24 protein-coding genes are annotated in these 24,438 nt (G+C 52.2%); 8 read left to right on the top strand and 16 right to left on the bottom strand.

Annotation, left to right across the window (positions count from 1 at the left end):
- Nucleotides 1–77: 77 nt before the first annotated feature.
- Genes SPM24T3_RS03140 through SPM24T3_RS03125 form a run of 4 tightly spaced genes read left to right on the top strand, consistent with a single transcriptional unit; the run spans nt 78 to nt 3,984 of the window.
- Nucleotides 78–1,094 (top strand): ABC transporter permease, encoded by a 1,017-nt coding sequence (locus SPM24T3_RS03140; RefSeq protein ID WP_009635244.1) that lies wholly within the window; start codon nt 78–80, stop codon nt 1,092–1,094.
- Between the two features lie 3 nt (nt 1,095–1,097).
- A complete protein-coding gene (ddpC, locus tag SPM24T3_RS03135) occupies nt 1,098–2,009 on the top strand; it encodes a D,D-dipeptide ABC transporter permease (protein WP_009635243.1) in 912 nt (303 codons plus the stop codon).
- Entirely contained in the window at nt 2,009–3,040 is a 1,032-nt protein-coding gene (locus tag SPM24T3_RS03130; protein ID WP_009635242.1) for an ABC transporter ATP-binding protein, read from the top strand. Before ddpC ends, SPM24T3_RS03130 begins: the two co-directional genes overlap by 1 nt.
- On the top strand, nt 3,040–3,984 hold the full coding sequence (locus tag SPM24T3_RS03125) for an ABC transporter ATP-binding protein (RefSeq protein ID WP_009635241.1): 945 nt from the start codon (nt 3,040–3,042) through the stop codon (nt 3,982–3,984). Before SPM24T3_RS03130 ends, SPM24T3_RS03125 begins: the two co-directional genes overlap by 1 nt.
- Before the next feature lie 96 nt (nt 3,985–4,080).
- Here SPM24T3_RS03125 and SPM24T3_RS03120 read toward each other — a convergent pair whose 3' ends face one another.
- The 3 genes from SPM24T3_RS03120 to galB are packed head-to-tail and all read right to left on the bottom strand — an operon-like array spanning nt 4,081 to nt 6,716.
- Nucleotides 4,081–5,196 carry a 4-oxalomesaconate tautomerase gene (locus tag SPM24T3_RS03120; protein WP_009635240.1) on the bottom strand — a complete coding sequence of 372 codons (1,116 nt, stop codon included), beginning with the start codon at nt 5,194–5,196 and terminating at the stop codon, nt 4,081–4,083.
- A 9-nt stretch (nt 5,197–5,205) separates the two neighbouring features.
- On the bottom strand, nt 5,206–5,964 hold the full coding sequence (locus SPM24T3_RS03115) for a 4-carboxy-4-hydroxy-2-oxoadipate aldolase/oxaloacetate decarboxylase (protein ID WP_009635239.1): 759 nt from the start codon (nt 5,962–5,964) through the stop codon (nt 5,206–5,208).
- Nucleotides 5,961–6,716: a 4-oxalmesaconate hydratase gene (gene galB / locus SPM24T3_RS03110; protein ID WP_009635238.1), complete on the bottom strand. Its 756-nt coding sequence runs from the start codon at nt 6,714–6,716 to the stop codon at nt 5,961–5,963. The genes SPM24T3_RS03115 and galB overlap by 4 nt, the downstream gene beginning before the upstream one ends.
- Nucleotides 6,717–6,888: 172 nt before the next feature.
- On the opposite strand from galB, the gene SPM24T3_RS03105 reads away from it, so the two are divergent.
- Entirely contained in the window at nt 6,889–8,109 is a 1,221-nt protein-coding gene (locus SPM24T3_RS03105; RefSeq protein ID WP_009635237.1) for a LysR family transcriptional regulator, read from the top strand.
- On the opposite strand, the gene alsS is transcribed toward SPM24T3_RS03105, so the two are convergent.
- Nucleotides 8,106–9,791 (bottom strand): acetolactate synthase AlsS, encoded by a 1,686-nt coding sequence (gene alsS, locus SPM24T3_RS03100; RefSeq protein WP_009635236.1) that lies wholly within the window; start codon nt 9,789–9,791, stop codon nt 8,106–8,108. The two genes, SPM24T3_RS03105 and alsS, sit on opposite strands and share 4 nt — an antisense overlap.
- Nucleotides 9,792–9,817: 26 nt before the next feature.
- Nucleotides 9,818–10,543, bottom strand: coding sequence for an acetolactate decarboxylase (budA, locus tag SPM24T3_RS03095; protein WP_009635235.1), 726 nt, complete (start codon nt 10,541–10,543; stop codon nt 9,818–9,820).
- A gap of 102 nt (nt 10,544–10,645) precedes the next feature.
- Between budA and SPM24T3_RS03090 the strand changes: the two genes are divergently transcribed.
- A complete protein-coding gene (locus tag SPM24T3_RS03090) occupies nt 10,646–11,536 on the top strand; it encodes a LysR family transcriptional regulator (RefSeq protein ID WP_009635234.1) in 891 nt (296 codons plus the stop codon).
- 101 nt (nt 11,537–11,637) lie between these two features.
- Here SPM24T3_RS03090 and SPM24T3_RS03085 read toward each other — a convergent pair whose 3' ends face one another.
- From SPM24T3_RS03085 to SPM24T3_RS03055, 7 genes are all read right to left on the bottom strand, one after another.
- A complete protein-coding gene (locus SPM24T3_RS03085) occupies nt 11,638–12,492 on the bottom strand; it encodes a glycosyltransferase (RefSeq protein ID WP_009635233.1) in 855 nt (284 codons plus the stop codon).
- Nucleotides 12,493–13,728: a flippase gene (locus tag SPM24T3_RS03080; RefSeq protein WP_009635232.1), complete on the bottom strand. Its 1,236-nt coding sequence runs from the start codon at nt 13,726–13,728 to the stop codon at nt 12,493–12,495. It abuts the gene before it with no gap.
- A 398-nt stretch (nt 13,729–14,126) separates the two neighbouring features.
- Entirely contained in the window at nt 14,127–14,906 is a 780-nt protein-coding gene (locus SPM24T3_RS03075) for a (S)-acetoin forming diacetyl reductase (protein ID WP_009635231.1), read from the bottom strand.
- 170 nt (nt 14,907–15,076) lie between these two features.
- On the bottom strand, nt 15,077–15,511 hold the full coding sequence (aroQ, locus tag SPM24T3_RS03070; RefSeq protein WP_009635230.1) for a type II 3-dehydroquinate dehydratase: 435 nt from the start codon (nt 15,509–15,511) through the stop codon (nt 15,077–15,079).
- A 6-nt stretch (nt 15,512–15,517) separates the two neighbouring features.
- Nucleotides 15,518–16,348, bottom strand: coding sequence for an amidohydrolase (locus SPM24T3_RS03065; RefSeq protein WP_009635229.1), 831 nt, complete (start codon nt 16,346–16,348; stop codon nt 15,518–15,520).
- Entirely contained in the window at nt 16,345–17,610 is a 1,266-nt protein-coding gene (locus tag SPM24T3_RS03060; RefSeq protein WP_009635228.1) for a gallate dioxygenase, read from the bottom strand. The genes SPM24T3_RS03065 and SPM24T3_RS03060 overlap by 4 nt, the downstream gene beginning before the upstream one ends.
- Nucleotides 17,611–17,693: 83 nt before the next feature.
- Nucleotides 17,694–19,073 (bottom strand): aromatic acid/H+ symport family MFS transporter, encoded by a 1,380-nt coding sequence (locus SPM24T3_RS03055; protein WP_009635227.1) that lies wholly within the window; start codon nt 19,071–19,073, stop codon nt 17,694–17,696.
- Nucleotides 19,074–19,470: 397 nt separating this feature from the next.
- Here SPM24T3_RS03055 and dapF point away from each other — a divergent pair, with 397 nt between their 5' ends.
- Complete coding sequence (gene dapF / locus SPM24T3_RS03050; RefSeq protein ID WP_009635226.1) at nt 19,471–20,316, top strand: diaminopimelate epimerase; 846 nt, start codon at nt 19,471–19,473, stop codon at nt 20,314–20,316.
- A gap of 56 nt (nt 20,317–20,372) precedes the next feature.
- Here the strand turns inward: dapF and SPM24T3_RS03045 are convergent, their stop codons facing one another.
- On the bottom strand, nt 20,373–21,173 hold the full coding sequence (locus SPM24T3_RS03045; RefSeq protein ID WP_009635225.1) for an SDR family oxidoreductase: 801 nt from the start codon (nt 21,171–21,173) through the stop codon (nt 20,373–20,375).
- A gap of 96 nt (nt 21,174–21,269) precedes the next feature.
- Between SPM24T3_RS03045 and SPM24T3_RS03040 the strand changes: the two genes are divergently transcribed.
- A complete protein-coding gene (locus SPM24T3_RS03040) occupies nt 21,270–21,638 on the top strand; it encodes a MerR family transcriptional regulator (protein WP_037377441.1) in 369 nt (122 codons plus the stop codon).
- A 71-nt stretch (nt 21,639–21,709) separates the two neighbouring features.
- On the opposite strand, the gene SPM24T3_RS03035 is transcribed toward SPM24T3_RS03040, so the two are convergent.
- Genes SPM24T3_RS03035 through SPM24T3_RS03025 form a run of 3 tightly spaced genes read right to left on the bottom strand, consistent with a single transcriptional unit; the run spans nt 21,710 to nt 24,431 of the window.
- Nucleotides 21,710–22,648 (bottom strand): ROK family protein, encoded by a 939-nt coding sequence (locus SPM24T3_RS03035; protein WP_009635223.1) that lies wholly within the window; start codon nt 22,646–22,648, stop codon nt 21,710–21,712.
- Nucleotides 22,645–23,511: an ABC transporter permease gene (locus SPM24T3_RS03030; RefSeq protein WP_009635222.1), complete on the bottom strand. Its 867-nt coding sequence runs from the start codon at nt 23,509–23,511 to the stop codon at nt 22,645–22,647. The genes SPM24T3_RS03035 and SPM24T3_RS03030 overlap by 4 nt, the downstream gene beginning before the upstream one ends.
- Complete coding sequence (locus tag SPM24T3_RS03025; RefSeq protein ID WP_009635221.1) at nt 23,511–24,431, bottom strand: ABC transporter permease; 921 nt, start codon at nt 24,429–24,431, stop codon at nt 23,511–23,513. The genes SPM24T3_RS03030 and SPM24T3_RS03025 overlap by 1 nt, the downstream gene beginning before the upstream one ends.
- Between the last annotated feature and the right edge of the window lie 7 nt (nt 24,432–24,438).

Genomic DNA, 24,438 nt, shown 5'->3' with positions numbered 1-24,438 from the left:
GAATGAATTGCCGACACTGGCTGAAATTTGCCATGACACCGGGGCAGTAGCTCCGGTGCTTTGTTCAGGGGAACGTTATGACTTTTTGGACCATTATTCGCCAGCGCTGCTGGGGGCTGGTTTTAGTAATGGCCGGTGTGTGTGTCATTACTTTTATTATTTCACACATGATCCCCGGTGACCCGGCGAGATTGCTGGCCGGCGATCGTGCAAGTAATGAAATGGTGCTGCACATGCGTCAGCAGTTGGGGCTGGATCAGCCGCTGTACGTGCAGTTTTATCGCTACGTAATTGATCTGCTGCACGGCAATCTTGGCACCTCGATTCGTACCGGCAGGCCGGTGCTGGAAGACCTGCGGACCTTTTTCCCCGCGACGTTAGAACTGGCACTGAGCGCTCTGGTGCTGGCGATTATCCTTGGTATTCCACTCGGCGTGCTCTCGGCGGTCTATCGTAACAAACTGCCGGACCACCTGGTGCGCATGATGTCGGTAATCGGGATTTCGACGCCTGCGTTTTGGCTTGGCCTGGGGGTGATTATTTTGTTCTACGGCCATCTGAATATGCTGCCGGGCGGCGGACGCCTTGATGACTGGATGGACCCGCCGACCCACATCACCGGCTTTTATGTTATCGATTCCATCTTGACGGGCAATCGCGATGCGCTTCTTAACAGCCTGCAACATTTGCTGATGCCCGCGCTGACGCTGGCCTTTGTGCATATGGGGATCGTGGCGCGACAGATTCGCTCGGCAATGCTTGAGCAGATGGGCGAAGACTATATCCGCACCGCGCGGGCCAACGGGCTGTCGCATTGGCGGGTAATTATCTGCCATGCGTTGCCGAATGCGTTAATTCCGTCGGTGACCGTTCTCGGGCTGGCCATGGGCGATTTGTTGTACGGCGCAGTATTAACCGAGACGGTTTTTGCCTGGCCAGGCATGGGCGCTTATGTCGTCAGTTCGATTCAGGCGCTTGATTTCCCTGCGGTGATGGGCTTTGCAGTGGTGGTGTCTTTTGCCTATGTGCTGGTGAACCTGTTGGTAGATTTACTTTACGTGTGGATTGACCCGCGTATTGGCAGAGTGGGGTAGACGATGTCTTTGATTGAACCAGGTGTCGACAGCAGTCGCGCCGATATTGTACCGCCGGAGGTCAAGCCGCGCTTTGCCTCGTGGCGTAAGACTGCCCACCAGTTGGGGCGCAGTCCGCTGACGGTATTAGGTTTGGCGATCATGCTGATTGTGGTTTTTCTTATGATCTTTTCGCCGTGGCTGGTGCCGCACGACCCCAACGCGATAGACCTGACGGCGCGTTTGCAGGCTCCCTCGGCGGCGCACTGGTTTGGCACCGATGAAGTCGGGCGAGATTTGTTTAGCCGCGTATTAATCGGTAGTCAGCAGTCGGTCACTGCCGGGCTGGCAGTGGTTATCCTCGCGGGCAGCATTGGCTCGCTGCTTGGCTGTTTCTCCGGCGTGATGGGCGGTCTGGTGGATGCGCTTATCATGCGCTGCATGGACATTATGCTGTCTGTGCCCTCGCTGGTGCTGACGATGGCGTTGGCCGCCGCGCTGGGTCCGAGCCTGTTTAACGCCATGCTGGCGATAGCCATTGTGCGCATTCCGTTTTATGTCCGCCTGGCGCGGGGGCAAACGCTGATGCTGCGTCATCAGGCTTATATGCAGGCCACTCGCACCTTTGGCGCGTCGCGCTGGCATCTGATTACTTGGCACGTACTGCGTAATGTCCTGCCGCCGCTGGTGGTGCAGGCCTCTCTCGATATCGGCACGTCAATTCTGATGGCTGCGACTCTGGGATTCATTGGTCTTGGCGCGCAGCAGCCGACCGCGGAGTGGGGTGCGATGGTCTCCAACGGTCGCAACTATATTCTCGATCAATGGTGGTATTCCGCCTTCCCGGGCATGGCGATTTTGATCACCGCCACCGGTTTTAACTTGTTCGGCGACGGTCTGCGCGACCTGCTCGATCCGAAAAGCAGAGGGCGTTGATGATGGCAGAAATTCTAGCAGGATCTCCCCAGCAGCCGGTGCTGGAGATAAATAGTCTGAAACTGGTTTTTCCAGTGTACGGAGCAGAAATCAGCGCGCTGAATAATGTCTCTTTAAAAGTGAATGCTGGTGAAATTGTTGGCGTGGTGGGCGAATCCGGTTCTGGAAAGTCTGTGACTGCAATGATGTCGATGCGACTGTTGCCACAGGACAGCTTTAGCATTAAATCGGGCGAACTGAAGCTGCTGGGAACCGATGTGATTACCGCCAGCGATAAACAGATGCGCCAACTGCGCGGAGCTCGCGTGGCAATGATTTTTCAGGAGCCAATGAACGCCCTGAATCCGACGCGAAAAATCGGCAGGCAGATGTGTGAGGTTATCTGTCTGCATCAAAAAATCAGTCGTCAGGCCGCTTTCAAAAAGGCCATCGGACTGTTGCAGGAGATGCAAATTGGCGACGCCGAGCAGGTCATGGGGCGCTATCCGTTTGAGCTTTCCGGCGGTATGCGCCAACGCGTGTTGATTGCGATGGCGTTTTCCTGCGAGCCGGAATTGATCATTGCCGATGAGCCGACAACCGCACTGGACGTCACCGTGCAGCGTCAGGTTCTAAGGCTGTTGCGACGTAAAGCCAAATCTAGCGGCACGGCAGTGCTGTTTATTACTCACGATATGGCGGTGGTGTCCCAGCTTTGCGACCGGGTGTATGTAATGTACGCCGGTCACGTTATCGAAAGCGGTAATACGGCGGAGGTTATTGAAAGCCCGGCGCATCCTTATTCCATCGGGTTACTACAGGCTGCGCCTGAAAACGGCGAGCCTCGCAGCTTGCTGAAGGCTATCCCCGGCACGGTGCCGAATCTGGCGAAACTTCCCGGCGGCTGTGCCTTTCGCGGGCGCTGTAGTCACGGCGATAGCCAGTGCGCACAGTCACCCAAACTTGCCGCGCTGGACGGCCGCTCGCAGCAACAGGTCGCGTGTTGGCATCCGCAACGAATAGAATCGATTACCCTTCAGGAGCCAATCTGATGAATCAAGATGCATTGATTGAACTACAGGATATTCGCGTTCGTTTTGCCGCGAAATTTAACTGGCTCGGTAAGCCGAAGGGTTACGTGCATGCGCTGAACGGGTTGGATTTAAATATCATGCGTGGCGAAACGCTGGGCATCGTTGGCGAATCGGGCTGCGGCAAAAGCACGTTGGCACAGCTGTTGATGGGGCTGCAAAAACCCAGCAGCGGGCAGCTCTTGCGCGCTCGTTCCGACGGTTCCTGGTTTGGTTCCGGCATGCAAATGGTGTTTCAGGATCCGCAGTCATCGCTGGACCCGCGTTTGCCGGTGTGGCGCATTATCACCGAGCCGGTGTACGTGCAGAAACACAATCCAGCCAGCGAACGTCGTAAATTGGCTGAGGAACTGGCGGAGCAGGTGGGGATCCGGAAAGAGTATCTCGATCGTCTGCCGCATGAGTTTTCCGGTGGTCAGCGCCAGCGTATTTCTATCGCGCGTGCGCTGTCTTCCGAGCCGGATATTATTGTGCTGGATGAGCCGACCTCAGCGCTGGATATCTCGGTGCAGGCGCAAATTCTTAACCTTCTGGTGGAGTTACAGCGCCAGCGGAATCTCACTTTTGTGCTGATTTCGCACAATGTTTCCGTGGTGCGCCATATGAGCGACCGCGTGGCGGTGATGTATCTGGGGCAAATCGTCGAGCTGGGACCGGCGGAAAAAGTGCTGACTCGTCCGCAGCATCCGTACACCAAACTGCTGCTCGACTCTGTACCGCAGGCGGGGCGCTCGCTGGATGATGGGCAGGAAGACAGAAAAGGGGAATTACCCAGCAATCGCAACTTGCCGCAGGGCTGTTATTTCCGTGAGCGCTGCCCTTATGCTGGCAATGGATGCCAGATGCCGCAGGATTTACGCGTTAATCTTTCGGGCCTGGCAGTTCGGTGTCATCGGGTAACCTGAAACGATAACTCATCGAAGTGAAAATTATGTGAGGAGTCTTCATAAGAGAGGCTCTCCCTATAACAGAGAGAGCCAGAGGGTTGACTTATTTTAGAGTTATCGACGATTTTCGGTGGGCTCTTTCCCTTGCCACAGGCTGCCGGGGATGGCTACGCGGCCTTCAAACAGCAACCGCGCAGTGCGCAACAGGCCGCATCCGGCTAGCCTTTCGGCCCCTTTAGCCGCGATATTTACGTGCAACTCAACGCTGAATTCACCGCTTGGATGTTCGACGCTAATGCGTGGGCGATCGCCCGCTGGTGTGTTGGCCAATCCTTCAGTAACAGAACCGGGCAGCAGGCAGGCGCTAGCCACGCTAACGGCCCCGAGTACGCCAATTGACGCGTGGCAGCGGTGTGGAATAAAGGTGCGGCTGGAGATGGAACCGCCGTCACGAGCTTCCGCAACCAATGTCATTTTTGGCACTGTGCGCTGCGAGACATCACCGAGATTCATCTTCGGACCCGCCTGTAAACGTATTGATTCCAGTCTGGCCTTGAGTTCGGAATCATCGTCGAGCTGCTGTCGCGTTTCATACCCGCTGCGCCCCACATCGGCGGCGCGTAACAGCACCACCGGCATGCCGTTATCAATGCAGGTCACTTCAATGCCGTCAAACGTGTCGATCACTTTGCCCGTCGGCAGCAGCGAGCCACAGCTTGATCCGGCAATATCAGCGAACTCGATCATGATTTCGCTTGCGCTGCCCGGCACGCCGTCTATCTTCAGGCTGCCTTCATACTCAACCTGGCCCTGCGGCGTCGGCACGTGAGCAATGGCTATCTGCCCGGTATTTTCCATAAAAATTCGTACCGGAGTCAGGCCATCTGCCGCGCTAATCAAACCTTGCTCGATAGCAAAAGGGCCGACGGCTGCCAGAATATTGCCGCAGTTTTGCCCGTAATCCACCACGGCTTTATCGACATTCACCTGCGCAAAAAGATAATCGACATCAGCGTCATTGCGAGCAGAGGGGCGGATAATCGCGACTTTGCTGGTCAGCGGATCTGCGCCACCCACGCCGTCTATCTGCCGCGGATCTGGCGAGCCCATTACCGCCAGCAGCACACGATCGCGAAGCTCGTTGTCTTCAGGTAAATCATCGGCTAAAAAGAACGCGCCCTTTGAGGTTCCACCGCGCATCAGCACGCAGGGAATTCGGGTTTGCAGCATAGAACCTCCTCAACGCTTAAGCGAATTTTCCTGTCCTACAGCGTCGGCAAGTTCTTCGACGTCGGTATAATAAGTCAGGCCTTTCTTCTCGAGGGTTGGACGCATGTTATAGATATCGAGGCCTAATTCGCCGTCGGCCATGCGTGCGCGTTTACTCTCTTCCAACGCCTCGCGTTGACGGCTGGCTTCGGCAACTTGCGCCACTTCTTCACGTCGAACCACCACTACGCCATCATCATCAGCGACGATCGCATCGCCCGGATAAACAATCTGCCCGGCGCAGAGCACGGGAATATTCACCGAACCCAGCGTTTCTTTTACCGTGCCCTGTGCGTACACCGCGTGTGACCACACCGCGAAACCCATCTCGCGTAAAGTGCGAGTATCACGGACGCCAACGTCAGCGACCAGGCCAATTACGCCGCGCGCTTTTAACGATGTCGCCAACAGATCGCCAAAATAACCGTCGCCGCACGGGGAGGTTGGCGCAACCACCAGAATATCGCCCGGTTTACACTGTTCCACCGCAACGTGGAACATCCAGTTATCGCCCGGTGCCACCAGCACGGTTACCGCGCTGCCGGAAATCGCCACATCTTTTTGGATAGGGCGAATAGCCGGAGAAAGCAGCCCTTTACGACCCTGAGCTTCATGCACGGTTGCCACGCCAAAGGCGGCCAACGCCGCGACCTGTTGTTGCTCGGCGCGAGGAATATTACGCACCACCACGCCTTTTTTGCCGAGGATCAGACCTTGGTAGTTGCTCATGCCAGCTCTCCTGTCACCCGTGGGAAGATGCTCTGATAACCTTCGCCGTAAACGATATTTTTGCTGGTTGTGATACCCACGTTTCTTTTCGCCTGCACGCCACGCTGCTGGGCAACGCGAGTGTAGTATTCCCACAAGTGTTCCTGACCGGCCATGCATTGGATTGCGGCGTATTTCTTGTCCCACACGTCGGTGATATCCAGCAGCACGTCGGGTTTCCACTCGCATTGTTCTGGTTGGTGCGGCTCAAAGCAGTAAACCGGCGGTGCAGCAACGATTGGCTCGCCCGGCTTGTAGCCCTCGGCCTGAGCAATAATACGTGCCTCCTGCGCCAGATTGGTCGCCATCGGATGATCGTAGTTATAAGGATCTTTTAGGGAATGGGTCAGCACGAAGTGTGGCTGAATACGGCGGTAAACGTCAGCCAGGCGGAACAGATCGTCTTTGGTGGCGCGCAGCGGGTAATCGCCCATATCAAAGAACTCAACGCTGGCGCCAAGGATTTCAGCTGCCGCCATGGCTTCTTCACGACGCGAAGCTTTAACTCTTTCTTCGGTCATCTCACCCTTGCGCCAAAGTTTGGCAGACTCACCGCGCTCACCGAATGACAGGCAAACAATGTGAACCTTATAGCCTAACTGAGTGTGCTGCGCGATGGCACCGCCCGCACGCCATACAAAGTCGGCCGAGTGGGCGCTAACAACCAGCGCAGTTTTGGCAGGATTTGCTGCATTGTTATTGGCATTGCTCATCTGCATATTCCTCATAGATTTTTCATTTGAAAGTGCCTGACGCTTCCGCGTGGTCTGATTTCTATGCTGTCAGTCGGCGTGGGTCACAGGTAATTCATTTGATTGCAGCAGGTATGCGTTTTATTTATATTGCTGAGTAAAGTCACAAAAAAAACACAATCGGGAGAAGGGGATGAACGACGAGAAGGGGTTATGTAACCTGATGCAAATTCGGGCTTTTTGTCAGGTTGTCGATCAGGGAAGTGTCTCGCGCGCTGCGGATGAGCTATTCCGTACTCAGTCGGCCATCACCCGCTCGATACGCGATCTCGAAGAACATTTATCGGTGCCGCTGTTTGAACGTCACGCCAACGGCATGCTGTTGACCGACTACGGTAAGTGCATTCTGCCGCGTGCGCGAAGGGCTATTGCCGACCTGCATGAAACCGCTGAGCTGCTGGCGCGATTGCAGGGGAAAATCGCGCACAATCGAGCACTCACCGAACCTCTTTATTTGTTTAACGTGCGGCGATTGCAGATTTTTATCGCTTTGTGCAAGACCCGCCATATGCAAACGGTGGCCACGCTGCTCGGCTTGAGCCAACCTGCCGTTTCTGCCGCTCTCAAAGTGCTGGAAAACGGTGCCGATCTCGCTTTGCTCGAGCGCACGCCACAGGGAATGATCCCCAGCCTCGCGGGTCAGGAAATTGTGCCAAACATCCGCCGCGCGCTTAATGAATTGCGGCACATTCCGGCGGACATTGCCGCCAGACAAGGGGTGCTGGTGGGGACGGTACAAATTGGCGCTTTGCCGCTGAGCCGGACGAAGCTGTTACCGCAGGCGATTTTGGCCGTTACCGCCAAATACGCTGGCATCAAGATTATTACCAACGAGAGCGCATTTGTGACACTGGCCTCAGAGCTGAGATCCGGGGAGGTAGATTTTATCGTCGGTGCGCTGCGAACCAGTGATTACGCCGCCGATATGGTCAGTGAGACTCTGTTTACAGAAAAAATGGTAATTGTTGCCCGTCGCGGTCATCCGTTGAGCGATACGGTGATTTCTCCGCAAGATTTACGCAGCGCGCGATGGGTGTTACCGCGTTCGGAAACTCCGGCCAGAAAGTTGCTGGAAAGCAGCTTTGAATCAGTGAATATTCCGCCTCCCGACCCGGTAGTCGAAAGCGGTGATTTGGCGATTGTGCGCGGATTATTACTGGACTCCGACATGCTGGCGGCAGTATCCGCCAGGCAGTTGCAGCATGAGTTGGACAACGGCGAGTTGGTCAGCCTTAACGTAGATTTGGCCGATACCCAACGCCCGATTGGTATCACTTTCCGCGCTGGCAGTCTGCTGTCGCCTGCTGCCAGCGCGCTCATTGAGGCCATACGAGCTCAAGGAACAATAAGTTAGAAAATTTCGCTCATATTTAGCTGACTCATCAACAACGCGTTGTCACTGTAATCTACCGGAATGGCCACCACGGCGGGTCCCTGAACGTCCATCGCCGCGTGCAGGGTCTGCTCCAGCGTATCAGCAGATGTCACGGCGAAACCTTTAGCACCAAAGGCGTCAGCGTAGGCTTTAAAATCAATCGGGCCAAACTGGATGCCTGACGTGCGCCGATACTTTTTCTCCTCCTGAATCGCCACCATGTTATAAGCCTGGTCGACCCAAATAATATGCAGCATATTAATGCCCAACCGCACCGCGGTTTCCAGCTCCATGCTTGATTGCATAAAACCGCCATCACCCGAGACAGAAACCACTTTCCGACCCGGCTCGACCAGCGCCGCGCCGATAGCCCACGGCAGAGCAACACCCATGGTCTGCTGGCCGTTGGAAATCAGCACTTGACGCGCGCGAAAGCTATACAAATAGCGGGCAATCCAGATATGGAAACTGCCCATATCCACGCACAGGGTGACATCGCTGTTAACAATGTCCTGCATCGCGCGAACCAAACGCAGGGGATGAATCGCAAACTGATTCAGGCTGCGGCCCTTTTGGTCCAGCAGTTGGCGCTGCAGGCGACGTTCTTCGAGAATATCAATCGCTGCCGGGCTGAGCACAATCTGCTGCGCGACACGATCGCCGAGCAAATCAATCGTGTCGGCAATATCGCCCACCAGCTCGATCTCTGGCTGGTATTCGCTATCGGTTTCAGCGGGGGTGACATCAATATGCACCAGTTCGGCAGTACCGTTACTCCACTGCGCAGGTTCGTATTCCACCGGGCTGTAGCCGATAGTAATGACGAGATCCGCGTTACGCAGCAGGCGATCTCCGGCCTGATTATTGAATAAACCAACGCGACCGGCGAAGCGGTGGAAAGCATCCTGATCGATAACGCCTGCCGCCTGATAGGTGCTGGTAACCGGCAGGTTGCTCTTTTTCAGCAGTCGACGAATGGCCTCGGCATTGCGCGGTTGACTGGCCATCAGGCCGAGCAGCAACACCGGATTTTTCGCCTTTTGCAGCATCCGGGCGACTTGCACAATAGCGTCCTGTGGCGCACTTCCGAGTGTCGGCGAGTAGGAGGTTAGCAGTTTGCCCCGGGTCGGCTTATTGATGAGGTCCATTGGCAGGCTGATAAATGCTGCACCGGGGCGACCAAATTCGGCGGCACGAAAGCCGTTGGCAACCACCTCTGCCAGCGCCGAAGACGAAATGGCTTCAGCCGAATACTTGGTCACCGGCCTGAACATGGCAACAGTGTCCATAGTCTGGTGAACCTGTTTTAAATGATCGGCCCGTTTTACCGCACCGCCGAGTGCCACCATGGGATCACCTTCAGAGTTGGCGGTGGCGACGCCGGTTATCAGGTTGGAACAGCCGGGTCCCGAGGTCACCAGCGCGACGCCGGCTTTTCCGGTAAGGCGACCCACTGCTCCAGCCATAAAGGCGGCATTGGCTTCGTGGCGGACAACCACGGTTTCTATGGTTGAATCGACCAGCGAGTCGAAAACACGGTCAATCTTGGCACCGGGAATGCCGAATACGTGTTTAACGCCCTGTGCTTGGAGTTGAGCCACTACCAGGTCCGCACCACATTTCCATTCATTTTTATCATTACTGTTTTCTGAATTATGCATTTTATCGCTCCATTAACCGGCGGCTGTTAGCTTTCTACGGCACGAATCGCTTCCCGCAAATTCTCGGGAGACAGATTGGCATTGAGGAAATCTTGGTCGTGAGGAAAATCAATAGCCAGTTTATCAACCGTGCCAAAGGTCAACGTTCCGCGCTCGACCTGATAATCCAGCACGTGTCCGCCACTATGGCGTGCCTGATCGATAAAATGCTCGTGGAAACCGGCAACATTAATGCCTTGCATATATTCTGGCGTAAGAAAGCCTATCAAGACTCCAACACTGTTTTTGATATGGAAAGTTGGCTGCTGTTTTACCGCTTCCATCATCGGCTTATAAGGGCGCTGCTGTTCTGGCACTGTGCGCGTATCCACGCGGCTAAACTCACCGTTGATTCGCAGTGCGCAAAAGGCATTCTGGCTAATGACCTGGTCGATCAGCGTATGGATCTCTTCACGGGTATGCGGACTGTCGATGTGATATTCATTAGTCGGATTAAAGAATGTCATGGTGGCGAACGGTGTTTTCTGCTCGGGGCTTGCTCGACGAGCTGTGCCATCACCGCGCAACTGGAAAATATTGCCGTCAAAAGCAATCAACTCGCCATCAAGTTTGTTGAAAGTTCCTAGCCCAAAATCACCGTGTTCACGCAGCTGCGCCATGGTGGTTTCCCCTTCATATACCCCGCTGAGCAAGGCGCTCATCAGCGAAGTTTGATAAAGCGTATTGGCATTGGAAACGGAAAGCTCTTTCATTTGGCTGCTCCAGAAAATCAATTAATAAGACTAACTAAAGGTTGACGCGATTCCTTCTACAGTTCCAATATTAAGAGATGTTCACTTTGAGACGTTTTTAATATGGAACTCCGTCATCTGCGCTACTTTGTCGCTGTAGCAGAGACTGCTAATTTTACGCGTGCTGCCGAAAGGCTGGGTATTTCACAGCCCCCTTTAAGTCAACAGATACAGCGGCTTGAGCATGAAGTTGGTACATCGTTGCTCAAGCGATTAACAAGGGGGGTTGAACTGACTGAAGCCGGAAAAGTGCTGTATGAGGATGCGCTGATCATACTAAAACTGTCTGATGCCGCTCTTGAACGTACCCGAAGTGTTGCAAGAGGGATGAACGGATTTCTACGTATTGGTTTTGCCAGCTCCTCGGCTTTCAATCCGCAGGTATTTGCCCTGTTACACCGTTATCGGGACAAATATCCTGGCGTCACGCTGGAGCCACAGGAAAAGGACATGTCCGGGCTAATGACTGCCTTGAGTGAAGGGGTTATTGATTTGGCGTTCGTTCGACTGCCCTGTGAGCGCAGCAAAGATTTTAACGTGCGCGTTATCGATGATGAAGAAATGGTGGTTGCATTACCCAAGAGACATCCGCTAAGCCGGGGAGAGAGTGTTTCGTTAACTGAATTGCGCAATGAAACGCTGATTACTTTTCCCCGCGAGCTGTCACCAGGGCTTTATGACGAGGTCATTGCAGCCTGTGAAGAGGCAGGATTTACACCAAACCTGGGGCAGCAGTGCCCGCAAATTGCCTCGTCGCTGAGCATGGTCGCGACCGGATTTGGCTATGCACTCGTTCCTGCTTCGTTAGGACGTATTGACGTCGCCAATGTTTGCTGTCTACCGATTGCCAATCAGCGAATTACGACACAGGTCGGGCTGGCATGGCGGCGGACTTCGCAAGGAAAATCCGCGCAGCATTTGCTAAACCTGATGACATCGGCGCTGGTGGAATAGGGTGTAGAAGACTATTGCATTGATATTATGCAGGTTGGTCACTGGCGAATAATGACAGTAACCAACCTTGAGAAAGAACGGCTTGATTTTGTTTTTATAATCTAGCGTATCTTGCCAAATCTGTTCTTTTTATAATCGCGATAGCCTTTAAACAGGTAACGCAGCTTTAATAGCTTTTGTTTTTCAAAGAAAATTACGCCAAATATTAGACGCATATTTTCACGCTTATAGTCTTCCGTAAATTGTGGAAAACGGTCCTGAATCAATAGACGGTTTCTGATGATGTAGTATTTGCGGATTGCAGCATGGTGCATAACCCACATATGGCGAGTGAAAAGGTACGGATGCAGCTTGGTGTTGCCAAGTTTGTGCTCCATATGCACTTCGCCAAAGGTATAAATTTTAAAGTTATTCTGAGTCAGCTTGTAACACAGATCGTGGTCAACCTCGTCAATGAATAAAGTATCATCGAAGCCGCCAATCTTAGTGTATGCCGCAAGATTTAAAAGATTCCCCGAGGTAATTACTCGCTGAGCATAACCTTGCGGCTGATCCTGATAAGTCATCGGGGTGAAGACGGCAATGCTTGGATCTTCCAGTTTCTTGGCCTCAAAGGCGTTTAGAAACTTGGTCATCTCCTGAGAATCAAAACAAGAATCCTGATCCATCGTGACTATCCACTCATAACCTTGTTCTATCGCGCGTCGGCATCCTTTATTTAATGCGGTGGCGATGCCCAGGTTATCGAGATTTGGTATGTATTCTACGTTATCAGTGCCCTCGCCAATAATGCTTAACAAGGCTCTATTATCGCCCGCCGAGTTATCTACCACGTAAAGCTGGCTTAAAAAACCGAGGTAGGTTTTGATGTTTTCGACTTCTTTTTCTGAAGGATTAAACCAAACCACAACGCCTGCCAATGGTGTGCTATTGGCGTTATCTAGTTCATCGGACATTTAAGCACGTCTCCATATGGATTTGGTTTTGTAGACAATCAAAAGGGCGACAACGGCTTCGGTTACCAATACAGAAAGTGCAGCACCATCTGCGCCGGCCAGCCATATCAAAGGGAAGATAGCGACAGTATTTAATACTGCACCAAACCAGAGTATCTGACTAAATTCTTTCTTCATACCGATGATCAACATCCCTTGCACGCCTAATACAGTGCTCACGCTGATAAAGAACACCATAGGAGCAAGAATCACAAGGACTGAGACGGAGGCTAAATAGGTATCGCCATAGAATACGGTAATTATCTGGTGTGCAAAGACCATCAACAGCAGAGAAATGACTAAGACGATAGCGTTTTGCCCGTATAACAAGGTGCGGATCATCTTTAACCCTTTGGCTTTATCATTTGCCATCAGTGAGCTAATACGCGGATAAAACACCTGAGTAATAGGGCCCATTAAGCCCTGAATTGCCATGCGGATTTTGTCGGCAGCAACGTAAAAACCGACGGTAACAGGGCCAGCGGCAAAACCGAGGAACACTGGAATACTGTTTACATAAACGCTGCCGGCAATATTTGACAAGAAAATATATCGGCCATCATGGATTTGCTCTTTTATTTGTGCATAGCTTGGCAGGCTCCATTCAATCCATTTCTCACGATAAATCATATAAAAACTGAACAATGAACCGAGGATAAATCCGGCACCGGTAATTAATGCCACAATCCAGGTATCGGCAGGAGACTTAACGCAAATGAATATTAATGGCAGTGTGATTATTTTTTCAGCAATATTGGAAATTGCCATCCAACCCATTTTTTCTTTGCCCTGAAATAGCCATGAGGGCAGGAAGGCTGCGCCAATTACTGAGGTATAAGAGACGATGATAACCGTCGCGTATTCTTTAATGCTGGGAATAAAGGCCACAATGACAAACATGAACAACGCGCTGAGAATAACCAGGATAGTTTTACAGAACAGGACGCCCCAAAAAACCTGACTTACTAGCGTCTTATCGTCTTTGTGTATGGCAATTTTGTTGGTAGCAGAAAGGTCAAACCCATACTGAACAATGAGTGTGAAATATTGAACAAATGCAAATGAAAAGCCTAGTATTCCGTATTCACTCGGTCCGAGAACGCGGACCAGATAGGGGAGAGTGATTAAGGGTAAAATATATCCAGCTCCCTGTATCATAAAGAGCGACAATATATTTTTTACCATGTTTTTGTTCACTAAAATGATACTCCCAAAAATAAAATGTAATTATGTTGTCATGTTAGGGTTATAGCCAATTTTTCTTGGCAACCTCGGTAGCCCTGCAAAATAAATCAGAATTGACTGAAAACATCACGGAAAACCTCATCCGGACATGGCAATTCATTAACATCGTCGCGAGTAATAACCGATCCCCGTCACAAAATTTACCCTGGCAGTGTAGCCCCTTTAGGCTTAGTTTTTCAAGGTTCAACACTTTTAATCAGACAGCAGGAAAAAAGCTTATTTAGCGATTACTGATTTTTCAATTTTTAGCTTGGCATAGAAGATGTCGAGCCCATGATTTGCAGGCAGCAGAAAAGCTGTATGCCCGTTAAGGTATACAGCTTTTCTTATTCGTATTCAGATACGGAGTATCAGTTAAAGACCATACCGCCATCGATAAGGAGTGACTGGCCTGTCATGTAATCAGAATCTGGTCCGGCGAGATAGGACACACAACCTGCGACATCTTCCGGTTCGGAGAGGCGTTTAAGCGTGATATTTTTGGCGAATTCCTGCGTGCCATAACCCACGGGTTTGCCTGCTGCTGCGGAAACCTGGCGGTCGATTTCTTCCCACATTGGCGTTTTAACAATTCCTGGGCAGTAAGCATTTACAGTAATGCCATAATGCGCGAGATCGCGGGCGGCGGTTTGCGTTAAACCACGAACTGCAAATTTGCTGGAGCTGTAGATGGCTAATTCTGGGTTGCCGACATGACCGGCCTGAGAGCAGGCGTTAATGATTTTCCCGCCGTGTCCCAAAGATTTAAAAGCTTTAACCGCGGCCTGAATGCCCCAGATTACGCCTTTGACGTTAATATTATAAACTTTATCAACGACTTCTGGAGTAATGTCTTCAATCAGTGTCGTCGGGGCGATACCAGCATTATTGACGATGACATCAAATCCGCCGAGCTGTTGCCTGGCGGCTTCAACCGCAGAAAAAACCTGTTCGCGGTCAGAGACATCGGCAAACTGTGCGATGGCTCGGCCACCCGCGTGGTTAATCTCTTCTGCCACTTTTTTTGCCGTTTCGGCATTAAAGTCCACCACCGCAACGGCGAAGCCATCTTGGGCCAGACGAAGAGCAATCGCACGGCCAATTCCCTGGCCTGCGCCCGTTACTAAAGCCACTTTTCCATTATTAGACATACAGCTTATCCTCATTGATGTATTGAGTATCTTGTCCAGATGGCTGCGCGTAGAACAAAGGGCTGGTGAGCCCTGTGCCGTTACGTGAGCTTGAACGAGTATTACGCCAATGAGGAGTGATGTTCAATTAATGTAAACGAAGATGAACCTTTCCTTGATCTTGGCCAACATTAAGCCAGTTTTGCTGCCTTTCTAATTGCATATTCGTAACCTTGAATACCAAAGCCACAAATCACGCCTACCGAAATATCGGAAAGGAAAGAGTGATGACGGAAAGCATCACGTTTGTGAACATTGGTAATATGTACTTCAAACAGTGGCACACTGATAGCGGTGACGGCATCGCGGATCGCCACTGAAGTGTGGGTCCAGGCTGCTGCATTCAGTACCAGTGCACTGGCTTTGCCACGGCAAGACTGAATCTTCTCAATCATCTCGCCTTCATAATTGGTCTGGAAGAACTCAATTTCAACTTCACACTCTTTACCGGTCTGCACGCAAAGGGCTTCAATATCAGCCAGAGTGTCATAGCCATAGGTTTCTGGCTCGCGGGTGCCGAGCAGGTTGAGATTACATCCGTTGAGTACCACGATTTTTCGCTGCATTATTTCTTAATCCTCAAATCCAAACAGTTGTTTTGGTGTTTCCCACATGATTTTTTTCTGAATATTTTCATCCGGGAATAAATCGTTAAACAGCATCAGTAGCGTGCCAAGATCCATGCGATGCTCGGCGCGCAGGAACGGCCAGTCAGATCCCCACATGCAGCGGTCGGCACTAAATGCCTCGAGCAGCGCGAGTTGATAATCGTGCCCATCACGATAAGGGAAGGGCTGGTGGCTAAATTTAGACAGTCCCGACAGTTTGACCCAGCATCTTTCCGTTGCTGCCAGTGAAAGCAGCGCCTGAAAAGCGGGCTGTTGTAAACCGGCGCTAACATCAGGTCGTCCTGAATGATCAAACAGCAGTTTTGTTTTCGTGCGCGCCAACATCGGCATCAAAGCCAGCAGTTGATCGTCTTGCACCTGGATCGCGGCAAACAGGTCAAGTTCGGCCAGTTTGCCCATCATGTTATCGAAATTGATAAAAGGCTCGACGCCAAGCATCGCCACGTTAAGGGCAATGCCGACCACGCCAGCCTGCTTTAACTCAGCCAGTCGATCGAGGCCGCTATCAAAGGGCACAACGGCAATTCCTCTGAAGCGACCGTTGCCTTTTTCAAGCGCGTCCAACAAACAGCGGCTGTCAGTGTTGTAACCCGAAGTTGGGCCGACAATCAGCGAATGGCGAATGTTATACGCCTGCATTACCGCCTGATAATATTCCACGGTGCCGATTTCATGTCCGGCAGGCCGATAGGCGGTGTCCGCAATATATGGAAAATTAACCGGATCAAAAACGTGATGGTGGGTGTCTATTTTCGGCTGGTCAAAAATGCTCATGCTTTGCCTTTCCCCGCAACGGAATAAATAACCTGCTGGTTACGCGTTTTCTGGAACTCTTCCAGCGTTTGACCGCGCATCGCCGAATAGATGTGCAGGTTGGAAACGCCGACGACGGCACCCAGTTTCTCCAGCAGGAAGAAGCTGACACCGTACTGAATCATTGAACGCCAGTCGAGATCGCGCAGCATCGTTTGTTCATCGGCAGTCAGTTTGTTTTCATCAAACATCGCCTGTGGTTCGACAAGAAAACGCTCGCGCCATGCAGGTTGGATCATCCGATGCAGGAAACGGTTAATGCGCAAAGCCTTGAGACTGCGCGCCTGAGTAAACGGATAGGTTCCTTCAAGCTTTTCGACTCCGGCCATCTGCTGGGCAATTTTGTCGCGCTGGCGCTGCTGAACATCAACGGGGGCTTCCCGCGATTTATTCTCAAGCACTAAAGTTGCGATACCGGTCATCGACGGCAGGTAATAGGCATGATGCAGTTTCTCGACATTGGCCGACAGCGCGCCACGCATCACCAGCCACATGATTTCTTCAGATCCCTCCATGCCGCTAAGAGTGGCATATTCGGCGATGGTCATCTCAGTCAGGCGTTCGGGATCGTTAACCAGCATGTCGACAAACTGTTCGTCCCATTCTGGATTGTTAAATCCGCAGCGTTCGCCGTGCACCTGGTGCGAAACCCCACCAGTGGCAACAATTGCGACGCTCAGATCTTCCGGGAAACTCTCCACCGCACGGCGCAGTGCCTGGCCCAGCCTGTAACAGCGGCGGGCGGTCGGAATAGGGAACTGCAAAACACCAATCTGCAGCGGAACAATTTGCGTTGGCCAACCGCTTTCCGTATGTGGCATCAGTGCCGAAAGCGGGGAAAACAGACCGTGATCCAGCGGCTTGTCCATAAAGAAAGACATATCGAATTCATCAGCCATCAGACTGGCTCCGATGTGCTGAGACAGTGCTGCGTGACCTTTAACCGCAGGAATATCACGCGGACCGCCGCCCTCATCCGCCACTTCATAGTGATCATCGATGCCTAGCGTGAAGGCAGAATAGTGATCAAAGAAGAACGAAGTGACGTGATCGTTGAAGACATAGAGCAATACGTCCGGCTTTTTCTCATCCAGCCACTTTTGCATCGGGGCAAAGCTTTCAAAAATCGGCGACCAGGCGCTTTCATTTTGTTTGTTGTGGTCCACAGCAAATCCAATTGTCGGGGTATGTGATACCGCCAATCCGCCGATAATTCTAGCCATCCTAAATACCTCTATTCCTTAGTTAGTGAGGATCGCAAGGGGCGAATCCTTATAAATTTGTGATGATTTCCTGATTATTTGCATCAGCGAACATTCATCGTACGTGACAGCTCCGGGATATCTTTCAGTTCGACACCTTTGATCATTTCAACCGGATGTGCCGCGCGGTGCAGCAAAATACTCAGGCCAGCCAGCAATGCCGGAATGGCCAGCACCAGGAAAATAACGTTTTGTCCGCTGAACAGACCGAGCAAGATCCCGCCCATAGATGAGCTAATGATTGCGCCGGTGCGACCAATCCCGTGCATCCAGCAAACGCCGGTTGCGCGCATTTCTGTTGGATAAAAGGCCGGTGAAAACGCCTGCAGGCCGGTTTGCGCGCCGTTAATGCAAACGCCGCTCAGGAAAACCAATACCGCGAGTGTTGTCGCTCCGAAATTGCCGATTCCCTGCGTCAGCAGGCAGCCCATGCCCACCAGATAGAACAGGGCAATCACGCGGCGAGCTTTATATTTATCCATCAGACCGCCCACCATCAGGCCGCCGAAGGTTCCGCCAAGCTGGAATAAACCGGCAACAATCGCCGCTCGTTCCAGTGAAAAACCACTGTTGCGCATAATGGTCGGCAGCCAACCGTTGAGCAAATAAATCACAAACAGGCCCATAAAATAGGTTAGCCACAGCACCAGAGTGCCTTTTGCATAACCCTTGGTGAACAGCTGGAATACTTTAGCGGTTTTCTGAATGACTGGCGCTTTAAGCACAAATTTAGTGTCACTGGCAAAGACTCCGCCAGCCCGACGCAACACTTTTGCGATTTTCTGTTGTGCGACGTTTCGAACCACCATGTACATCGCTGACTCTGGCAGGACCCACATCAGCAAAGGCAGCATCAGTAACGGCACAATACCGCCTGCAAACAGCACAGACTTCCAGCCAAAATGTGGCAGCAGGCCAGCCGCAATAAAACCACCCAGGCCGGAGCCAATGTTAAAGCCGCTATACATCACCGTAATCAATAGGCTGCGGCGGCGCTCAGGCATATATTCGGAAACCAGCGTGACAGTATTTGGCATTACTGCGCCGAGCCCGAGGCCAGTCAGAAAACGCAGGCCCGCCATCTCCATTGGCGTGTGAGCGAAGGTGCTGAGCAGGCTAAAAATACCAAAGCACAGGATTGAAATCAGCAGCACGCGTTTACGACCAAAACGGTCAGCATAAGGACCGGCAACTAATGCGCCTATAGCCACGCCAAACATCGCTGCGCCTAAAATCGGGCCCATCTGTCCGCGTCCCATGCCCCAGTCTTCCATTAAAGCCGGGGCAATGAATCCCATAATTGCCGCATCGTAACCGTCAAACATGATGATGATGAAACACAGCGATAAAATCAGCCATTGATAGCCCGAAATAGGACGGGAATCTATCCAGGCTTTTACATCGACAATACCGTTCTGACTCATAGGGTGCGCTCTCTATTTTTTTTATTAATGTGTGATCGGATTAAAACTTTCTAAAAAAATTATTGTTTTTTTATCGATGCATCCATGCAGAGAGTGAAGGGGTATAAAAATAATTTTATCTATTAAACAATATGTTGTGTTGTATTTGTTTGCTTCCCGTTCAACCACGTTAGGGGCTGAAAAGGCGAATGTCTGCCATAAAATCGTTATGGAGATATGATTTTTATTTATAACCTCCATTTTTTGTATATTGAAATGACATTCAGTTTTGTTGCTTAAATTGTGGGTTTAAAAGTGACAGGATTTGTTGAAAGTGCCGCGATCTACCTCTCGTAAAAACGGTGGTGTATTCTCTGTCATTAGTTAATAACAACACTCACCAGCGGCAGGGCAGATTATGGATTCCTTTCTTTTTCATCGTTACCATGGTTTAGGCAATGACTATCTTGTTTGCCATCAAAGCGTGGCAGCGCAATTCTCATTGGAGCAAATCAGCCGCATTTGCGACCGCAACTACGGAATTGGTTCTGATGGGTTACTGATTGATATTGATGACGAAGAAGTACCGCGCGTGCGCATCATCAATCCTGATGGTTCAGAGGCCGAAAAAAGCGGCAATGGGTTACGCATTTACGCACGTTATCTTTTTGATATTAAAAGGGTTGGTCATGAGACTTTTCTTGTTAATACGCTGGGTGGGCAGGTAAGTTGCGAGGTGACCGAGGGCGCGCATCAGGTGATTGTTGATATGGGGCAGGCGAAATTTAACCCATCGGCACTGCCAGCCACTATTGAAGGTGATGACATGCTCGACCAACCGCTAGTGGTGGGTGGGCACCATCTGGATGCGACTTTGGTGTCCATGGGCAATCCGCACTGTGTCATCCGTGTAGAAAAACTGGATCTGCCGCTGGTTCATCAGCTGGGCCCTGAAATCGAAACGCTGGCGATTTTCCCCAAACGCACCAACGTGCAGTTTGTCGAAGTCATCGACCGCGAGAATATCAGTATCGGGATTTGGGAACGCGGGGCGGGTTATACGCTGGCTTCCGGCAGCAGCAGTTGCGCCGCGGCCAGTGCAATGCGCAAGTTGGGACTCGTTGGCGACAGCGTGACGGTGACTATGCCTGGCGGCCAACTGGCTATCTCCTTCTCGGGCGACTTTATGGTCAATATGCGCGGTCCAGTGCAGAAAATCGCCGAAATAATGCTAGATGCCGACTGTTTTTACGATTTGAAGTAACGGCCTTGTAGTTATTTTTTGGTCGCTCCCTCAGGTGAGGGAGCCTTACAAACTACTTAAACTTTACTGGTTTTCGGTCGCAGGATTTTTTCGGCGATGAGCAGCAGGCGGCGGCGAGTGACGAATCGTTGCAGCTGGCCAAGCAGCCAATTGTTGCAGCCGGTGATCAGATAGTTGCGCTGTTCGTCGAGCGCCTTAAGTGCCAGATTCACCACAGTATCGGCCTTCATTCTCTTTCCTACAGAGGCCTCTTCTGCATTGACTACGTCAAAAAAAGCCGTATCGGTTGCTCCGGGGCACAGTGCCAGCACACGCACGCCGCGCTGGCGATTTTCGGCCCAAAGCGCCTCGGAGAATGACAGCAGAAAGGCTTTGGTCGCGCCGTAAATTGCCATGTAAGGGTCAGGCTGCATGGCGGCAGTAGAGGCTACGTTGATCACCGCGCCGTCGCCGCGCTTTATCATCGCCGGCAGCAGGGCATGCGTAAGTTCCACCGGCGACAGGCAGTTAATTTGAATTTCTTCTCGCTGGCGGTCCAGCAACAGCTGATCAAACACACCGTAGGTGGCAAAACCGGCGTTATTAATGAGAATGTCCGGTGAAAGTTTGGCTTCATTGAGCTGACCCAGAATTGAGGGCGTGGCGTCGCTGGCACTGAGGTCCTGGGTAATCACCAGAGTGGCGATGCCATGCTGCTTTGCCAGTTTGTTCGCTAACGCCTGTAATTTGCTCTGATTGCGCGCGACCAACACCAGACTCACGCCTTTTGCGGCTAACTGTTCAGCAAATACCTGCCCGATGCCCGACGATGCCCCGGTGATTAGCGCCGTTTTTCCTGAATAATTGAAAGATTCCATGCCCATTTTCCTGTTTGAGGTTATGCTGCAAACAGGGTAAACCGTGGAGTCTAGTCTACGGTCAAGCAAGTTTTAAGCAGAATGAAGGGTGATAAAATGCGGATTGGAGAGTTGTGTGCCAAAGCGGGTTTACCAAAAGATACAGTGCGTTACTACGAGCGTCAGGGGCTGTTGGAGAAAATACCGCAGCCCAATGGCAGTAATAACTATAAAGTTTATTCAGCGATAGATTTGCAACGTTTGAAAATGATCAAACACGCCAAGATGCTGGGTTTTACCCTTGGCGAAATCTCGGACGTGTTGGCAGTCTGGATTGAAGATCGGTTCAGCGTTGAGCAAAAGACGGCTAGCCTGCGACGCAAACTGGTACAAATTGAAGAAAAAGAGCAGGCACTGATTGCGCTGCGGGCCGGTATCCTCAATGCGCTTGACAAAGTTGGGCAACCTTGCGATGACGCCTTTTGACCCACAGCGTATGAATCCGTGTTGCCAGCCTGGGGTTAACTCAGATTTCCATGGTTGAGCGCCTAACCCGCCTAGCGCTGGCGGCCCAGTACTGATGCGCCGACCAAACCGCCCTGACTGACAAATTTACCCGGTACAACCAGCGGTTGCGGATACGAGTGCAACGTTGATTGCCTCACCCTTTCATCGAGGGCAGCAATCAGTCGCGGTACGGTTGCAAGACCGCCGCCGACCACCACTTTTGTCGCGCCAATGATATTGACCAACAAAGTCAGAGGCTCGCCGACCAACTGTAGCCATGCCTCAATAGTGAGCACTGACTGAGCATCTTCATCCTGCCAGCCGCTGATAATTTGCTGGCTGGTCAAGCTTTGCTGGTGGAGTTCGTGATGCAGTCTTTCCATCCCGCGCGCGCCGCCGAGCATATCAAGACAGCCAGTCTGGCCGCAGCCGCACGGCAGGCGCGGGATGCGAACCAGATTATTATCAAGCACCAGCTCGGTACGAGTAATCGCCCCATGGCCCCACTCTCCGGCAACGCCGCCGTGACCGCGCACCAGCTGACCGTTGAATACGATGCCGCCGCCCACTCCGGTGCCGAGAATAATGCCGACCACAATGGGCAAACCCATACCTTCGCCAACGTGGGCCTCAGCTAGCGCAAAGCAGTCGGCGTCATTGGCCACGCTAACGCGGCGTTTGAGAACCTGCGTAAGTTCGGCAGCCAGATTATGTCCGGCAAATCCGGGAATATTAGTCGCCATCACTTCACCGCTTTGCGGCGAAACCAGGCCAGCGGTCGAAATTGCCAGCGGAGTATCCTCCGGATGCCCGTCGCCGTGCTCGGTGAGTAAGGCTTGCAAAGCCAGCACAAACTCATCCCATGACTGGGCCGGAGTCGCCACGCGCGCCAGTTCGGTGACTTCACCCTGCTGCCGCGAGAGGCCAAATTTAATAAAAGAACCGCCGATATCGGCACAAAACACTACCGTGCCTGTATTTACCATCATGAACGCTTGTCCAGTAAGTCGCGCAGCCCGTCGCCCAGTACGTTAAAACCAAGCACTGTCAGCATAATTGCCAGTCCGGGAAACAGCGAGAGATAGATATTAATGCCGAGAAAGTTTCGACCATCACTCATCATTGTACCCCATTCGGGCATGGGCGGCTGTACGCCGAGACCAAGAAATGACAGGCTTGCCGCCGCGAGGATAACTGTCCCGGCGGTCAGTGTAGATTGCACGATGATCGGACCAATGGCATTGCGCAAAATATAATGCACGACAATGCGATACCACGAGAGTCCCAGCGCCTGCGCGGCCTCGACATACTCCATGCGTTTCAGGCCAAGAGTCAGGTTACGGCTGAGGCGCGCATACACAGGAATGGCAAACAGCGAGATGGCAATCAGCAGATTAGCCAGCCCGCCGCCAAGTATGCTGACCACTAAAATTGCCAGCACGATACCGGGGAAGGCGAACAGCATGTCCATCACCCACATAATCACCATATCTATATAACGGCCAGCCATTCCTGAAAGTACGCCGAGGGGAATGCCAACCAGCATTGCGAGACCGACACTGAGCACCACCTCGATAATCGATATCCGCGCACCGTAAATCACTCGCGCGAAAATATCTCGGCCATAGTCGTCGGTGCCAAAGAAATGATCGGCGGAAGGGGGAAGCAACGTGTTAAGCAGATCCTGATTATAAGGGTCTTGAGCAGAAACCCAGGGGGCAAACAGGCCGAGTAAAACTATTGCGGCAATCATCACCCCGCCAAAAGTAATGCCGGGATGTCGCCAAAGCCAGCGGAACAGCAGCGCAGTGCGGCTTTTTTTACGCGCATGAACAGCGGTGAGGATGCTCATCATTCAAACCTTATTTTCGGATTGAGCAGGGCAATCAGCAGTTCGCCCAGCAGGTTCATCACCACCACGCCACACACGGCGACCAGCGCCACGCCCTGAATCACCGGATAGTCGCGATAGCGCACTGAATCTACCAGCAGCCGACCAATTCCCGGCCAGTTAAATACCGACTCGGTAACCACCGCGCCGCCAACCAGGCTGCCAAAATTCAATGCTACGATGGTCACAATCGGGATCAGCGCATTGCGAAACGCGTGGCTGCAATAAATGCTCATAGCCGACAAACCCTTGGCCCGCGCGGTGCGAATATAATCTTCCGACAGCACGTCCAGCATGCTTGAACGCGTCATTCTGGCCATCACTGCCATTGGCAACACGGCTAAGGTGACCGACGGCAGAATATAACTTTTCCACGACGACGCGCCGAGCAGCGGCAGCCAGCCCAGCTCGACTGAAAAAGTGTTCATCGCCATCAGTCCGAGCCAGAAGTTGGCGATTGAAGCTCCGGCAATCGCCAACAGCATCACGCCGTAATCCGGCCAACGGTTTCGGTAAATTGCTCCTAGCATGCCTGCAGGCACGCCAATGGCGATCGCCAGAAAATAGGCAAACACCGCCAGCGCCAGCGTATAAGGCAGCCGTTCGCCAATCTCCTGCGTGACCGGCTGCTGTGACTGAAGCGAAAGCCCGAGATTGCCGTGCATCACATCGCGGGCAAAATGTGCATACTGCGTAACGATGGGCAGGTCCAGACCCAATCGGGTTCGCATGTGATCCACCGCTTCCTGCGTTGCTTCAGGACCGGCCATCATGCGCGCCGGATCGCCAGGCAGTGCGCGGATCGACACGAAAATCAGCATCGACACGCCAATCAGGATCACCGGAAAGGCCAGCAGTTTTTTGGCTAAATAGGCTTTCATGCCGCGT

This window comes from Serratia sp. M24T3 (assembly GCF_000257645.1).
Lineage (GTDB): Bacteria > Pseudomonadota > Gammaproteobacteria > Enterobacterales > Enterobacteriaceae > Rouxiella.
Note: the sequence above shows the minus strand (reverse complement) of the source record. Positions and strands in the feature narration are given on the sequence as shown.